The sequence below is a fragment of the Micromonospora sp. URMC 103 genome, assembly GCF_051386435.1.
GTDB lineage: Bacteria > Actinomycetota > Actinomycetes > Mycobacteriales > Micromonosporaceae > Micromonospora.
Window position 1 is genome coordinate 274,965 of the sequence record NZ_JBPQTR010000003.1, and the last position, 14,576, is coordinate 289,540.

The 14,576-nt window shown below is 73.3% G+C and carries 13 protein-coding genes; 6 read left to right on the forward strand and 7 right to left on the reverse strand.

What is annotated here, in order from left to right; all coding sequences use genetic code 11:
- Nucleotides 1-40: 40 nt before the first annotated feature.
- Both ACSNOA_RS01660 and ACSNOA_RS01665 read right to left on the reverse strand, forming a co-directional pair.
- Nucleotides 41-970, reverse strand: coding sequence for a type IV toxin-antitoxin system AbiEi family antitoxin domain-containing protein (locus tag ACSNOA_RS01660; protein WP_436655477.1), 930 nt, complete (start codon nucleotides 968-970; stop codon nucleotides 41-43).
- Between the two features lie 182 nt (nucleotides 971-1,152).
- A complete protein-coding gene (locus tag ACSNOA_RS01665) occupies nucleotides 1,153-2,442 on the reverse strand; it encodes an adenylosuccinate synthase (protein WP_436655479.1) in 1,290 nt (429 codons plus the stop codon).
- Between the two features lie 124 nt (nucleotides 2,443-2,566).
- Between ACSNOA_RS01665 and ACSNOA_RS01670 the strand changes: the two genes are divergently transcribed.
- Both ACSNOA_RS01670 and ACSNOA_RS01675 read left to right on the forward strand, forming a co-directional pair.
- Nucleotides 2,567-3,571: a hypothetical protein gene (locus ACSNOA_RS01670; RefSeq protein ID WP_436655481.1), complete on the forward strand. Its 1,005-nt coding sequence runs from the start codon at nucleotides 2,567-2,569 to the stop codon at nucleotides 3,569-3,571.
- 1,035 nt (nucleotides 3,572-4,606) lie between these two features.
- On the forward strand, nucleotides 4,607-6,349 hold the full coding sequence (locus tag ACSNOA_RS01675; protein ID WP_436656184.1) for a chromosome partitioning protein: 1,743 nt from the start codon (nucleotides 4,607-4,609) through the stop codon (nucleotides 6,347-6,349).
- 111 nt (nucleotides 6,350-6,460) lie between these two features.
- On the opposite strand, the gene ACSNOA_RS01680 is transcribed toward ACSNOA_RS01675, so the two are convergent.
- A complete protein-coding gene (locus ACSNOA_RS01680; protein ID WP_436655483.1) occupies nucleotides 6,461-6,889 on the reverse strand; it encodes a DUF3151 domain-containing protein in 429 nt (142 codons plus the stop codon).
- Between the two features lie 226 nt (nucleotides 6,890-7,115).
- On the opposite strand from ACSNOA_RS01680, the gene ACSNOA_RS01685 reads away from it, so the two are divergent.
- Nucleotides 7,116-8,312, forward strand: a complete 1,197-nt coding sequence (locus ACSNOA_RS01685; protein WP_436655485.1) for an LOG family protein — start codon at nucleotides 7,116-7,118, stop codon at nucleotides 8,310-8,312.
- 83 nt (nucleotides 8,313-8,395) lie between these two features.
- On the opposite strand, the gene fbaA is transcribed toward ACSNOA_RS01685, so the two are convergent.
- Entirely contained in the window at nucleotides 8,396-9,421 is a 1,026-nt protein-coding gene (gene fbaA, locus ACSNOA_RS01690; protein ID WP_436655487.1) for a class II fructose-bisphosphate aldolase, read from the reverse strand.
- 161 nt (nucleotides 9,422-9,582) lie between these two features.
- A complete protein-coding gene (locus ACSNOA_RS01695; RefSeq protein WP_436655489.1) occupies nucleotides 9,583-9,966 on the reverse strand; it encodes a phage holin family protein in 384 nt (127 codons plus the stop codon).
- 137 nt (nucleotides 9,967-10,103) lie between these two features.
- Between ACSNOA_RS01695 and ACSNOA_RS01700 the strand changes: the two genes are divergently transcribed.
- Nucleotides 10,104-10,316, forward strand: coding sequence for a hypothetical protein (locus ACSNOA_RS01700; RefSeq protein ID WP_436655491.1), 213 nt, complete (start codon nucleotides 10,104-10,106; stop codon nucleotides 10,314-10,316).
- A gap of 33 nt (nucleotides 10,317-10,349) precedes the next feature.
- On the opposite strand, the gene ACSNOA_RS01705 is transcribed toward ACSNOA_RS01700, so the two are convergent.
- Together ACSNOA_RS01705 and ACSNOA_RS01710 are read right to left on the reverse strand one after the other, a co-directional pair.
- Nucleotides 10,350-11,414, reverse strand: coding sequence for an LCP family protein (locus ACSNOA_RS01705; protein WP_436655493.1), 1,065 nt, complete (start codon nucleotides 11,412-11,414; stop codon nucleotides 10,350-10,352).
- On the reverse strand, nucleotides 11,411-11,896 hold the full coding sequence (locus ACSNOA_RS01710; protein ID WP_436655495.1) for a SigE family RNA polymerase sigma factor: 486 nt from the start codon (nucleotides 11,894-11,896) through the stop codon (nucleotides 11,411-11,413). Before ACSNOA_RS01710 ends, ACSNOA_RS01705 begins: the two co-directional genes overlap by 4 nt.
- Before the next feature lie 180 nt (nucleotides 11,897-12,076).
- On the opposite strand from ACSNOA_RS01710, the gene ACSNOA_RS01715 reads away from it, so the two are divergent.
- Entirely contained in the window at nucleotides 12,077-13,654 is a 1,578-nt protein-coding gene (locus ACSNOA_RS01715; protein WP_436655497.1) for an LPXTG cell wall anchor domain-containing protein, read from the forward strand.
- A gap of 188 nt (nucleotides 13,655-13,842) precedes the next feature.
- Nucleotides 13,843-14,556: a DedA family protein gene (locus ACSNOA_RS01720; protein ID WP_436655499.1), complete on the forward strand. Its 714-nt coding sequence runs from the start codon at nucleotides 13,843-13,845 to the stop codon at nucleotides 14,554-14,556.
- The last annotated feature ends 20 nt before the right edge of the window (nucleotides 14,557-14,576 follow it).

A 14,576-nucleotide genomic window follows, 5' to 3' on the forward strand; every position in this document is an offset into this window, starting at 1 on the left:
CGTCGGGTGGGGTGGGGGGCGCGGGGTGGGTGGGGGGTGGTCATGTGGGATGGCGGGCTGAGATGGCTTGGCGGACGGTCCAGGGGATGTAGTCGGGGCGGACGGTGTCGGCCCAGGTGAAGCGGAGGACGGTCCATCCGGCGTTGACCAGGCGGTTCTGTCTGCGCCGGTCGGCGAAAACCGCCTCCGGGCTGCCGTGCGCGTCACGACCGTCCGCCTCGGCGATCACCCGTGGGGCTCGCCAACCCAGATCGCCGACGCCGAGCAGGTAGCCGTCGCCGTCGCGTACCTCCAGTTGGAGCGCGTCCGGCGGCACCCCGCCGTCGACGCACCGCAACCGGGCGCGTGTCTCCAGCGGCGACTGCGCCCGGCCGTCGGCCTCCGCGAGGTATCCGCGGGCCGCCACCGCTCCCCGCCGGCCGCGTATGAGCGCGGGCAGCAATGCCAGATCCTCCGAGCCAATCCGGCGCCGATTCAGTGCCGAATCGAGCGCCGCGACCGCCGTGTAGCGGTCGACCCGGAGGATGACGTCCGATATGGTGCGGAGCGGTGACGTGACGCGGATGCCCTGGACCTCAGCCAGGTCGCCCGGTCCGACGGTCAGCTGGTGGACGACCAGCCAGGGTGCCAGCCCGCGCTGAGGTCGGGGGCGATCCACCGGGACAGACACGTGGACCTCTGCGCTCGGGCCGATGCCCGCGATGCCGTGCAACTCCAGGGCCGTGCCGAGGACGGCGAACGCGCCTGACCCGAGGCTCGTGACGGCGGCCCGGATCCGCGCTCGACGCAGCGCCGCGGCCGCCAGCCCTCCGGCCGGAACGAAGCACCCGCGGAGCAACCGTTCCCACCGGCCAGACCGGCACAGCTGTCGAACCTGGTCCCTGCTCAGCCCCGCAAGCAGCGCTTGATCGACGGTGATCATGCCGTCCTGGCGGCTGGCGAGACGACGAAGCACATTGTCGGCTGTCACCGGCCCACGATGGCCGTCGACCCCACGCTCGCGGCACCCCTGTGGATAACCCTGTGGACGAGCGACAATGCCGCCCGGTTGATCAAGAGGTTTCCGTCAGATCCAGGCGAAATCCTGACGCAAATCTCTTGATCAACGGGGTGAGCCGACCGGCGCCCGACCGGGGCCGGGAGGGCCGGGGGTTAGGGCAGTAGGGGGTGTTTGACTACGTTCTCGTCGCGGCCGGGGCCTACGCCGATGACGCTCACGCGGGTGCCGCAGAGTTCCTCGATCCGGGCGATGTACCGGCGGGCGTTCTCGGGCAGCTCGTCGACCGTCCGGGCCTTGGTGATGTCCTCCCACCAGCCGTCCAGCTCCTCGTAGACGGGAGTGGCGTGGTGGAAGTCGGTCTGCGTCATCGGCATGTCGTTGACGCGCTCGCCGTTGATCTCGTACCCGACGCAGATCGGCACCTTGGGCAGGCCGGTGAGCACGTCAAGCTTGGTGATCACCAGGTCGGTGACGCCGTTGAGGCGGCAGGCGTACCGCGCCACGAGCGCGTCGAACCACCCGCAGCGCCGCTCCCGGCCGGTCGTGGTGCCGTACTCGTGGCCGATCTTGCGCAGGTGGGCGCCGTTGTCGTCGAACAGCTCCGTCGGGAACGGCCCGGACCCGACGCGCGTGGTGTACGCCTTGCTCACGGCGATCACCCGCGTGATGGCGGTCGGCGGGATGCCCGCGCCCACGCACGCCCCGCCAGCCGTCGGGTTCGACGAGGTCACGAAGGGGTACGTGCCGTGGTCCATGTCGAGCATGGTGGCCTGGGCGCCCTCCAGGAGGACCGTGTCGCCCTGGTCGAGGGCGTCCCAGAGCAGCCCCCGGGTCTCCGTGATGTACGGCTTCAGCCGCTCGGCGTACCCCAGGTACTCCTCGACCGTCGCCTCGAGGTCGATCGCCTTGCGGTTGTAGACCTTGAACAGGATCTGGTTCTTCTCGCGCAGCGCGAGTTCCAGCTTCTTCCGCAGGATGCCGGGGTCGAGCAGGTCCTGCAGGCGGATGCCCATGCGGGCGACCTTGTCGCCGTACGCGGGGCCGATGCCCCGGCCCGTGGTGCCGATCCGGGACGAGCCGAGGTACCGCTCGACGACCCGGTCCAGTGCCCGGTGGTGCGGCATGATCAGGTGCGCGTCGCCGGAGATCCGCAGCCGGGAGACGTCCACACCGCGCTCGGCGAGACCGTCGATCTCGGCGAGCAGCACCTTCGGGTCGACCACCACACCGTTGCCGATGACGATCTTCGCGTTGGGCGAGAGCGCGCCGGAGGGCATGAGATGCAGCGCGTACTTCTGGCCGTCCGGAGTGATCACCGTGTGGCCGGCGTTGTTGCCGCCCGAGTAGCGCACCACGTAGTCGACCTGCTCGCCGAGCAGGTCGGTAACCTTGCCCTTGCCCTCGTCGCCCCACTGAACGCCGATGAGCACGATCGCTGGCATCTTCTCCGCCTCCAGAAGGCTCGGGTGCCAGGTGGCGACCGGTTGGCGAGCCCGGGGTGTCAGGCTAACAAGAGGTTACGGCGCGTCCGGCGGGGGTCGCGTCGAGAGGCAGGAGGCTCCTTCCGTGTACGACGTGGTGCTGCTCACCCTCGGCTCGGAGCGCGACGCTCCCGGGGGCTGCGGCAGCGGCGGAGCCTGCTGCGGAGGTGCGGCCGGGGTCGCCGGAGACAAGCCCGGCGCGGACCCGGAGCGCTGTGACACGCCTCGCGTGCCGGTGCTGGCCTGCGCCGAGGCGCTGACCGCCCGCGGCGCCCGGGTGGAGACGGTCACGGCCCGTTCCGACGCGGAGATCGACGAGGTGCTGGCCCGCCTCGACGGCCCGCCGCGCCCGGACGGCCTCACCTGGCCGGACCCCGATTCGAAGACCCGGCTCGTGGTCGCCACGGCCAGCGACGCACAGTTGCGCGCCGTGCTGCGCCGGCTGGTCCGCCGGTACGCCCCGCCGCCCAGCCGCCGCCCGGCGGACCTGGCCGGCAACCGTACGGTGCCCGACCTGCCGCCGGTCGGCGTACTGCCGCTCGACCCGGCCCGGAGCACCGGCCACCGCGACCTGGCCGCCCAGCTCGGGCTTCCGCGGGACCCGGCGGGGGTGGCCGCCGCGGTGCTCGACGGCACGCCCCGCCGCCTCGACCTGCTGCGCAACGACGGCGGCTCGGTGACCCTGGACGGCGCGCTGCTCGGCGCCGCCGACGACACCGGCCGGCCGCTGCACTGGCGGGGGCGCGTCGAGGTGGACGACGTCGTCCTCTCCCACGGTGACGAGCCCCTGCTGGCCTGCGCGGTCGGCAACGCCGGCGGGTACGCGGCACTCGACGACGTGACGCTGCTCGCCGGGCCCGACCCGACCGACGGCGTGGTCGAGGTCGCCGTGGCCGTCCCGGTGGTGAGCCGCTCGACGTTCGGCCGCAAGCGGGTACGCCTCGAGGTCCGCCGCGCCCGCGGCCGCGCCGTGTCGGTGCTGCCCCGTGACGAGAAGGTGCCCTTCGTCGACGACGGCGTCGAGGGCGAGCTGAGCCGGAAGCGGTCCTGGTGGACGGAGCCGGGCGCCTGGGCGGTCTGGGCCGTGTGACCTCCGGCCCCGGCTCGCCGGCCGGCCGGCGTCGGCCGCTGGGCCTATCCTCGGCAGGAGGAATGGGGAGGAACCGTGGTGGACGAGAACGCCGACCGGGTGCACGTACCCGGCCAGCAGCCGGTGCCGGAGCGGGACATCGAGCCACTCTGGCCCACCGATCCGGCCGACGGCGGCGCGGCGGCACCGCCCTGGGCCGCCGTCATGCCGGCCGCCGCCGCACCCTCCACCGAGGACGCGTACGCCCCACCGCCCGCCGGCGCGACGCCGACCGCACCGCCTCCCGTCCCTCCGGCGGGCGGCCCGGCCTCCTCGGCCGACTACCCCTCGCTGACCGGTGCGCTGCCGCCACCCGGCGGCTGGGCGCCCCCGCCTCCGCCCCCGCCGCCCGGCGGCGGCTGGGCTCCACTGCCCCAGCCCGGCTGGCAGCCCCCGACGGCGAACCCGCCGACGTCCGGCCCGGGAGCCGGCGGCGCGCCGCCGCACGTCCCGGGGACGACAGGCGTCCCGGCGACCGGCGCGGGAACCGCCCGCGTACCGGCGCCCGGGGCGGCGACCGCCCGCGTACCGGGGTCCGGGGCGGCATCCGGCGGCACCTCGGCGGCCGTCTCCGCGGCGGGCGACACACCGGCGGCCCCGACCGGGACGCACACGGGCCCGGCGGCGGGCAGCGGCACGACCGGCCCGACGGCGGGCAGCGTGCCAGGGCCCGGCGGCCAGCCGGCGGCCGGGCAGGTCGACCTCGACCTGCCGTTCACCCTCGACCAGCCGCCCGCGCCGGTGAGCCGCCGGGCGGGCGTCGACCCGCGTAGCGCGTCCTCTACGAGCGCCGTGCCCCAGCAGGGTGGAAACGGCCTACCGTCCGCGCCCACCGGCACGGGCACCGGCGGCGTGCCCGCGGTGGCCGCCAGCGAGCCGGGTGTCGACTCGAGCGCACCCGAGCAGGTTTTCCCGCCGGCTGGCACCGCGCAGAACAAGCCGGCAACGGCGGCAGCCGGACCCTCAGCGGCCAACGCCGGACCGGCAGCGGCCGATGTGACGCCGGCAGCGGCGGAAACTCGTCCCGTGGCCGCCGAGGCCCGGCCCACGGCGGCGGAGAACGGGCCGGCAGCGGTCAACGAGAAGTCCGCGGAGACGGGAGCCGGCCGGCCAGCCCACCCCCGGGCCGCTGCGCCGGACGCCGGGCCGGCAGTCGCGCAGACCGGGCCCGCAGCCGCGCAGACCGGGTCTGCGGCGAGCGGGTCCGCAGCGCCGGACGCCGGGCCGGGCACACCGGAACCGACGCCCGGCGTCCCCGCGGCCGGCCAGCCTTCGCCCGCCGGGCAACCGGAGCCGGCGCCGGGCGCCCCGGTTCCAGCCGCTGCGCGACCGGGCGAGTCCCCCTGGGCGCTGCCGCCGCAGCGGCCCGCCACCAGCACGGGTCAGGACGAGCAGCCGGGAAGCCCCGGCGGCGCCGGCCCCTCCGAGCCACCCGCGCCACCAACCGCCGCGGCGGGCCAGCCCTGGCCCACCATCCCCGGGCAACAGGTGCCGCCTCCGCCCGGCGCGGCACCGGGCGACGCCGCCCCGGCAGCGGGCGACGCCGGCCCGGGAGCGGGCGACGCCGGCCCGGGAGCGGGCGACGCCGGCCCCACACCGGGCGACGCCGACCCCGCGTTCGGCGACGCCGCGCCACCGGCCGTTCCGGCGCAACCCGCACCGCCGCCCGGTCCCTACCCGCCCTCGCCCGGCTGGTACCCGCCGCCCTGGCAGGGTGGCGCGCCGGTGCCCCCACCGCCCGCGCAGCCCTACCCGCCGGCGGTCGCCGCCGTGCCGCCGGGGTACGCGGACCCCAACGCCGTTCCGGAGCCCGCCGCCCCGCCCACCGCCGAGGACTTCGCCCGGCGGCGGCAGGTACGCCCGGCCGATCCGGTGGCCACCATGGGCGTACGGGCGATGGCGAACAGGATGGGCCTGCGGCTGCCGCCGGGGCGGCACGAGCAGGAGCGGAGGCGGGACATCGAGACGGTCCGCCGCAACTTCGGCGGGCTGCGCCAGGTGACCGTCGTCAACCCGAAGGGCGGCGCCGGCAAGACGGTCGCGATCCTGCTGCTCGCCATGACGTTCGGGCAGAAGCGCGGCGGCTACGTGCTGGCGTGGGACAACAACGAGACCCAGGGCACCCTCGGCATGCGCGCCCAGCAGGACTTCCACTCCCGCACGGTGCGGGACCTGCTGCGCGATCTCGGCCAGTTCCACGGGGCGCACGGGCGGGTGGGTGACCTCTCGCAGTACGTCCGCTCGCAGGGCGAGGGGATGTTCGATGTCCTCGCGTCTGACGAGTCGGCCACCGGCGGCGAGATGCTCACCGCGGCGGCGTTCGCCGAGATCCGCGAGGTGGTGAGCCGCTTCTACAAGCTGATCTTCGTGGACACCGGCAACAACGTGCGGGCGCAGAACTGGCAGGCCGCCATGGACGCCACCGACCAGTTGGTGGTCACCATGTCGGCCCGTAACGACTCGGCCGAGACGGCCGCCCGGATGCTCGACCACCTGGAGCAGAGCGGCCGGCAGCGGCTGGTGCGGCAGGCGGTGAGCGTGGTGTCGATGCCGCCGTCGCGCAAGGAGATCGACCTGCCGGCGATCCAGGAGCACTTCGCCGCCCGCACCCGGGCGGTGCTGCTGGCGCCGTACGAGCGGCTCATCGACAGCGGCGAGCCGTTGCGGTACGGCGGGCTCTCCTCGGCCACCCGGGACGCGTGGCTGAAGATCGCCGCCGCGGTGGCCGAGGGCCTCTAGCGGGCCGAGGCCGCCAGCCCCGGCGGTCGAGGGCCTCCAGCGCTGGTGGCCGGGGACCGTCAGCGGTGGCCGAGGGCCGCCAGCCGTGGCCCCCGGCCGCCGCCGTGCGGGTCAGTTGCTGGCGAGGGCGTCGGCCGCGGCCGGGTCACAGTCGCGCAGGAACTGGGCGCACCGGGCCGCCTCGTCGGCCTCGCCGATCGCGTCGGCCGCACGGGAGAGGACGTAGAGGCAGCGGAGGAAGCCCCGGTTGGGCTCGTGCGACCACGGCACCGGGCCGTGCCCCTTCCAGCCGCTGCGGCGCAGCTGGTCGAGACCCCGGTGGTAGCCGGTGCGCGCGTACGCGTACGCCGGGACGACCTGGTCGGCCCCGAGCGCCCGCGCCCCCAGCGCCGCCCATGCCGCGCTGTACGTCGGATACCGCGCCGCCACGGCGGCGAGCGCGTCCTCGTCCCCGCCCTGTTCGGCGGTCGCCAGGGCGGCGTCGGCCTCGTCGTTCGCGGGAAGGAGGGTGGCCGGTGGCTCCGGCATGAGGTTCTGCATCGCCCCATTCAACCCGCTTCGCGGGGGGACGCGCGAGAGGGTCGGCGGAGGTCGCTGGCTGAACGGCTGAGGAGTTGGTCACGCCTGCGGCCTATGCCGCCGGAAGGTGTTTTCGATTACAACTAATGGTCCGGAGCCTCCCCAGGACCCGGTTACGCAGGAGCCCGGTGGCTGCGGCCGCCGGGCTCCTGTCGCGTCACGGCACCGGTGGGGGCAGGATGGCCGGGTGCCGAGTCCACCACCCGCGGACGTGATCGAGCCGCACCCCACCGACGAGATCGAGACGCGCGCCGAGTTCGACAGGCGGCTGGCCAGTGGCAGCCTCGCCGGGCTGACCGTGCAGGGGCTGCGCCTGGACGAGGCGCCGCCCGACCTGCGCGACGTTCCGGTGACCGGAACCCTCTTCGTGGGCTGCCGCTTCGCCTCCCGGGAGGTCGGCGCCGACCTCGTCCGGCGCGGGGCGAACGTGGTGCCGCCGTTCTCCGGGCTGCCGTACCCGACGCAGCCCGCGCACCTCTACACCCCGGACGACCTGGCCGCCGGCTTCGCCGAGGTGGGGTTCGCCGGAATGTACGACACCCGGGTGTACGCGCACTTCCGCGCGCACGGCGGCGCGCTGCCGGACGTCCGGGAGGCGCTCGGCCAGCGGCTGCACGACCACGGCGTGGACAACGCGCTCGCCGACGCGACCCGCGCCTGGCTGGCCGCGTACGGGCCGCAGTCGGTGGTGGGGATCATGGGCGGGCACGCGGTGCCGCGCGGCAGCGTGCCGTACCGGATGGCCGCTGTGCTGGGTTGGGAGCTGGCCCGGGCCGACCGGCTCGTGGTGACCGGCGGCGGGCCGGGTGTGATGGAGGCCGCGAACCTCGGCGCGTACCTGGCCGGCCGCCCCGCGGAGGAGCTGACGGCGGCGATCGACCTGCTCGCCACGGCCCCCGACTTCACCGACCACGACCGCTACACGGCGGCCGCCCTGCGGGTGCGCGAGCGGTACGCCCCGCCGCCCGTGCCGCAGCAGCGCGGCGCCGACCTGGGGTGGGCGCGGGCCGGCGGGTTGGCCATCCCCACCTGGCTGTACGGGCACGAGCCGGCGAACCTCTTCGCCGGCCGGATCGCCAAGTACTTCTCGAACGCGATCCGCGAGGACACGATCCTGCGTCTCGCCCGGGGCGGGATCGTGTTCGCGCCCGGTCGGGCCGGCACGGTGCAGGAGGTGTTCCAGGCGGCGACCAAGACCTTCTACGGCACCGACGGCGCCAGCGGCGCGTACGTCTTCCTGGACCGCGCCTTCTGGACGACCGAATTGCCGGTCGAGTCGCTACTGCGGCCGCTGCTGGCCGCGTCCCCGTTCGGCGACCTGTCGGCGACGATCCACATCACCGACGACGTGCGCGAGGCCGCGCGGGTGCTGACCGGGGGCTGAGGGGCGCCGGCCCGCGCCGGGGTCGGCGCGGGAACGGCGACGGCCGGCCTCCGGGTGGGGAGCCGGCCGTCGCGGTACGCGTCCTACTTGGTCATCGTGGTGCCGGTCGAGCGCAGCGCCTCGCAGGCCTCGACCACGCGGGCCGCCATGCCGGCCTCGGCGGCCTTGCCCCAGACGCGGGGGTCGTACATCTTCTTGTTGCCGACCTCGCCGTCGACCTTCAGCACGCCGTCGTAGTTGCGGAACATGTGGTCCGCCACCGGACGGGAGAAGGCGTACTGGGTGTCGGTGTCGATGTTCATCTTCACCACGCCGTAGTCGAGCGCCTCGCGGATCTCGGACAGCAGCGAGCCGGAACCGCCGTGGAAGACCAGGCTGAGCGGCTTCTCCTTGTTGTACTTCGCGCCCACCGCCATCTGGATGTGGTTGAGCACCTCGGGGCGCAGCTTGACGTTGCCCGGCTTGTAGACGCCGTGCACGTTGCCGAAGGTCAGCGCCGCCATGTAGCGGCCCTTCTCACCCAGGCCGAGCGCGTCGACCATGGCGAGGCCGTCCTCGACGGTGGTGTAGAGCTTCTCGTTGATGGCGTTCTCGACGCCGTCCTCCTCGCCGCCCACGACGCCCACCTCGATCTCAAGGACGATCTTGCCCTTGGCGGCCTCGGTAAGGAGCTGCTCGGCGATCTCCAGGTTCTCCGGCACCGGCACCGCGGAGCCGTCCCACATGTGCGACTGGAACAGCGGCTCCTGGCCGGCCTTCACCCGCTCCTGGGACATCGCCATCAGCGGCCGGACGAACTTGTCGAGCTTGTCCTTCGGGCAGTGGTCGGTGTGCAGCGCGATGTTGACCGGGTACTTCTTGGCCACCTCGTGGGCGTACGCGGCGAACGCCGCCGCGCCGGTGACCATGTCCTTCACCGAGGGGCCGGAGAGGTACTCCGCGCCACCGGTGGAGACCTGGACGATGCCGTCGCTCTCCGCGTCGGCGAAGCCCTTGAGCGCCGCGTTGAGCGTCTGTGAGGAGGTCACGTTGATCGCGGGGTACGCGTACCGGCCCGCCTTGGCGCGGTCCAGCATCTCCGCGTAGGCCTCGGGGGAAGCGATGGGCATGTCGAACGCTCCTTAATTGCCGCTCTCGGCCGTGCCGGCCGTCGTTGTCCATGGGTGCGCCGGACCGCGCTGTCCTCCGCCGGGCAGTATCCCGCAGCGAGGCCACCCGACCGCAACCGACCCGGTGCACGTCCACCGGACGGCGGCCGGGACGCCGCGGGTCACCGGCCCTCCAGGCGGTCCGGCAGCACCACGCTGATCAGCCAGGTCACCACGGCCATCACGATGGCCCCCCAGAACGCCGCCCAGAACCCGTCCACGCGGAACGGCAGGTCGAGCGCCCGTGCGATCACGTCGGTCAGCAGGAAGAGCAGCGCGTTGACGACGAGCGCGAACAGGCCCAGAGTCAGCAGGTAGAAGATGCAGCCGACCACCTTGATCACCGGCTTGAGGACCGCGTTCACGATGCCGAAGATCACCGCGACCACGACCAGGGTGAGCGCCGTGTTGGCGCCGCCGCGGCCGCCGACGTCGACGCCGGGCACGACCAACGTGGTGATCCACAGCGCCACCGCGGTGATCGCCAGCCGGATCAGGAAGCCCACGCTCCCATCCTGGCATCGGCCGTACGCCCGGTGGTCCGATTCGGTCGACTCGACTTCGCCGCGCCGCGCCGAGCGCGCGGCGGGTGGAGCCCGTACGGTGTGTGGGGTAACCCGTCCGCCGAGATCAGGGAGGGACGATGGGGCAGCCCGGCGAGGACTTCGCGCCCAGCGACCACCTCAACCCGGAGGAACGCGACCTGGAAGCGGAGCCGGCCGACGCGATGGAGCAGGCCGTGGCCGTCGACCCGGTCGACGGCGAGGCCGAGCCGCACCGCGGCCTCGAGGTCGACGACTGGGACGCGATGGAGCAGGCACGCGTGGTCGTCGGCGACGAGGACGACTACCGCTGACACCGCGCCCGACGATTGGGCTCGGGAGCCCTCTCAGCGGGTCACCCGGTCCGGGTTCGCCGCGACCCACTGGGCCAGCCGGTCCTCCCGCAACGCGGTGAGGAAGGCCGGCGCCGTCCGCGGGTCGACACGCAGTCTGCTCGTGCTGCGCGTACCGGTTGCCTCCGGCCACCGCACCGGCAGGCTGAGCCCGACCGGATCGGCCGTCGAGAGTTCCGGCACCACCCGCAACAGGTCCGGCACCGACGCGCCGTTCGCCACCGTGAGCTGCGGTGCGACCGCGGCGAGAAGCCGGGACATCTTCATGGGGTCGGTCAGGACGTTCTGCTCGCCGGCCCGCCGCACCACGCCGGCCGCGAAGCGCTGCGCGTTGCGGTCGCGGTCCAGTGCGCCGTCCGGGAGCCCGTACCGCTGTCGCAGCAGGTCCAGGGAGGCGGCCCCGTCGAGGCGCTGGCACCCCGCCGCGAAGACCCGCCTGCTGTGGTGCGACCGGACCTCGCGGGGCAGGCAGACGTCCACCCCGCCGAGCGTGTCCGTCACCTTCCGCAGCGCGGTGAATGTGAGGACGACGCCGGCGTCGATGCGTACACCGGTCAGGTCGGCCACGACCCGGCGGGTCAGCTCGTACCCCTTGCCCCGGTCCGGGTGCGTGCTTCCGGCGCCGTACGCGAAGGCCGCGTTGAGCTTGTCCCGGTGGAATCCCGGGATGTCGACCTCCAGATCACGAGGCAGCGAGATCAGGTAGGGCCGGCTGCGGTCGGCCGGGATGTGCAGGATCAGCACCGAGTCGGCCAGCGGCGGGGCTTCCTCTGACCTCGTGTCGAGGCCGAGCACCAGCAGGTTCAACGCCCCGGCCGGTGCCTGCGACGCCGGCGCGGCGACCGTCGTGCTCTCCGGCGGAACGCGGTCGGGCGCGAACCGCGGTATCCCCACCCCGAGCGCGCCTACCACGGCGAGCGCGACGCCGGCGGCCCGGACCCGCTGCCGGCGGCGACGGCGCACGGCGGCCATCCGGTCGATCGCGGCACGCACCGGGCCCGCCGGCGGGGTCGACGCCTCGTGCCGGGCGAACGCGGCACGCAGCTCATCCTCGGTCACGAGAACGCCTCCACATACTCGGTACGAAGGGTTGCGAGGGCCCGCGAGATGGACGACCGGACGGTGCCGACGGCGCACCCGAGAATCTCGGCGATCTCCGCGTCCGGCAGGTCCTCGTAGTAGCGCAGGACGAGCGTGGCCCGCTGCCGGCGCGGCAGCCGGGCCAGCCAGGACCAGACCTGGTCCCGGTCCACCGCGGACTGGGCATGGTCCGTCGGCGCCGGCACCGTCTCGTCGGGCTCCGCGCGCAGCAGCACCCGACGCATCCACGACCCGCGCCGCCAGTCGATGTACTGGTTGGTCAACATCCGGCGGACGTACCGCTCGGGCGAGTCCGCCCGGGCGACCCGACGCCAGTGGAGCTGGACGCGCACCATCGTCTCCTGCACCAGGTCCTCGGCCTGATGCGGATCGCCGGTCAACATGACCGCGTACCGCAGCATCGCGGCCAGCCGCGCGTCGACGAACTCCTCGTACGTCACCACACCTCCCGGGGCTCCCTGCTCCTGACGACGGGTACGGGCAGCCGGAACGTTGCGGCGATGCTGATCAGCCGTTCGGCTGGTTCTGGCTGCCTGCGGCCGGTCGGGGCAGCGCGGAACCTTAACGGATCCTTAAGATCCCCTGGCTCCATCTTTCGTCCCCCGAAACGAGGGAACTCCATGCTCAAGCACTCCACCCGGCGTTGGCTCGCCGGGCTGGGCGTCGCAGGCGCGCTCGTCGCCGCCTCCGCCTCCCCCGCCGCGGCCGAAGAACCGGCCGTCCATCTGGGCATCTACATGAACGACACGACGGTCGCCGTCGGCAGCGAAGGCAAGATTGAATCACCGACGCTGTACGCGTCCGAGCCGGTCGTGGTGCAGGGGCTCACGGTCCGCTACGACTACCGCGACCTCGACGGCAAGGTGAAGGTCACTCCCGAGTTCGCCAGTGAGTGTGACGCCTCCGAGACGGGTGTCCTGGTCTGTCAGGACCCGTTCGAAATCGGCCTCGACGACTGGGGCAGCGGCGGCCTTTTCGGCGTGGTCATCAAGCCCACCGCGAAGGCGGTGGACGGCGACTCCGGCGACCTGAAGGTGACCGTGAGCGCTGAGGGCATGACGCCCGCCAGCCACACTGCCACCGTGAAGATCGGCGAGGGCGTGGACCTCGCCGGCGGCCCGGAGGTCAGCCTCACCGCCAGCCCGGGCGGCGGGTTCACCGCGCCGCTCGTGCTGAGCAACGTCGGTGAGACCGCAGCGAAGGGCGCCGTGGTCGTCTTCGACCACGACTACGCGATCCAACCCGGAAAGCACTACAGCAACTGCACGTACGAGGGCGACCAGCTGCGCACCTGCCGGTTCACGGACGAGGTCGCGAGCGGCGACACTCTCACCGCCAGCGTGCCGTACGTCCTCGGCAAGGACACGTACGCCCCGGGCCGGGAGTACGGCTACCACAACTGGATGACTCCCTCCGAGTTCGACGACTTCGTCGGCTACCTCGGCGACCAGGGCGTCACCATCGGCAAGCCCGGCACCGACGGTCCGCTGGTGCTCGCCAAGAAGTCGACGATGAAGGCCAGCTCGTTCCAGGCCGACGTCGACCCGAGCAACAACTGGTCCGGCATGGAGATCACGGTCACCGGCAAGAACGGGGCCGACCTCGTCGCGATCGGCGACAAGCTCACCGGCAAGGCCGGTGACGTGGTTACCGCCACGGTGGGCGTGCGCAACAACGGGCCGGCGTCGCTCGACTTCGGCCGCTCGGGGACGCCGGTCACGAAGATCGACGTCACCGTCCCGACGGGCACCACGGCCGTCGAGGTGCCGGGGGACTGCGTCCCGATGGACGGGGACGACGCGAACTGGGAGCAGGCGGGTGAGCCGGGCGCGAAGAAGTACCGCTGCTACCCCGACATCTTCATCGCCGCCGGCGAGGAGCAGACCGTCGAAATTGGCCTGCGGGTCGACAAGGTCGTCGCCGACGCGACCGGCACCGTGGTCATCAACGCCAAGTGCGAGTGCGAGGGCTTCACCGAGGACACCAACCCCGCCAACGACAGCGCCAAGATCCTGGTGAACGCCACCACCACCGGCAGCGGCGACGGCGGCCAGGGCGGCGGGAACGGTGACGGCGGCTCGCTGCCGATCACCGGTTCGTCCACCGGCCTGATCGCCGGCATCGGCGCCCTGCTGCTCGTCGCGGGCGCCGGCGGCTACCTGGTGGCCCGCCGCCGCAGGACCCGCTTCGTGGCCTGATCCGTACCACCACCCGGTGCCCCGCCGACCCGCACGGTCGGCGGGGCACCGTCGTTTCCGTGGGCGGGGGGATGGCGCGGCTGTGACGTCGAGCACCGGCCGTTCCCGACGGCCACCTAGACTACGGTCGTGCCGTCGCCGAGGGCGACCTGGCCACCAACCCCACTGGCAGACACCGGAGGTCGCTCGTGCCGACGCCCACCACCACCCTGGCCCTCGGGCCGGACTGGCTCGACCCGGAGTGGTTGATCTCGACGTTCGGGCTGCTCGGCATCCTCGCCATCGTCTTCGCCGAGTCGGGCCTGCTCATCGGCTTCTTCCTGCCGGGCGACTCGCTGCTGTTCACGGCGGGTCTGCTCACCGCCGACGGGCAGTACATCACCTGGCCGCTGTGGGTGGTCTGCCTGCTCATCACGATCGCGGCGATCGCCGGCGACCAGGTGGGGTACGCGTTCGGCCGCAAGGTGGGCCCGTCGCTGTTCCGTCGACCCAACTCGCGGCTGTTCAAGCAGGAGAACGTGCTCAAGGCGCACGAGTTCTTCGAGAAGTACGGCGCCCGCTCGATCGTACTGGCCCGCTTCGTGCCGATCGTGCGGACGTTCACGCCGATCGTGGCGGGCGTCAGCCGGATGAACTACCGCACCTTCGTGACGTACAACATCATCGGCGGGGCGCTCTGGGGCAGCGGCGTGACGGTGCTCGGCTACTTCCTCGGCCAGATCCCGTTCGTGAAGGAGCACATCGAGCTGATCCTGATCGCGATCGTCGCGGTGTCGGTGATCCCGATCGTGGTCGAGCTGCTCCGGGCGCGGATCGCGGCCAAGCGTGGCACGACGGCCGCCGAGCGCGCGGCGGCCGAGGAGGCGATCCGGGAGACCCGGCAGCACTACGGCAAGCACTGACCGGCCGGCCGTCCGGCGCC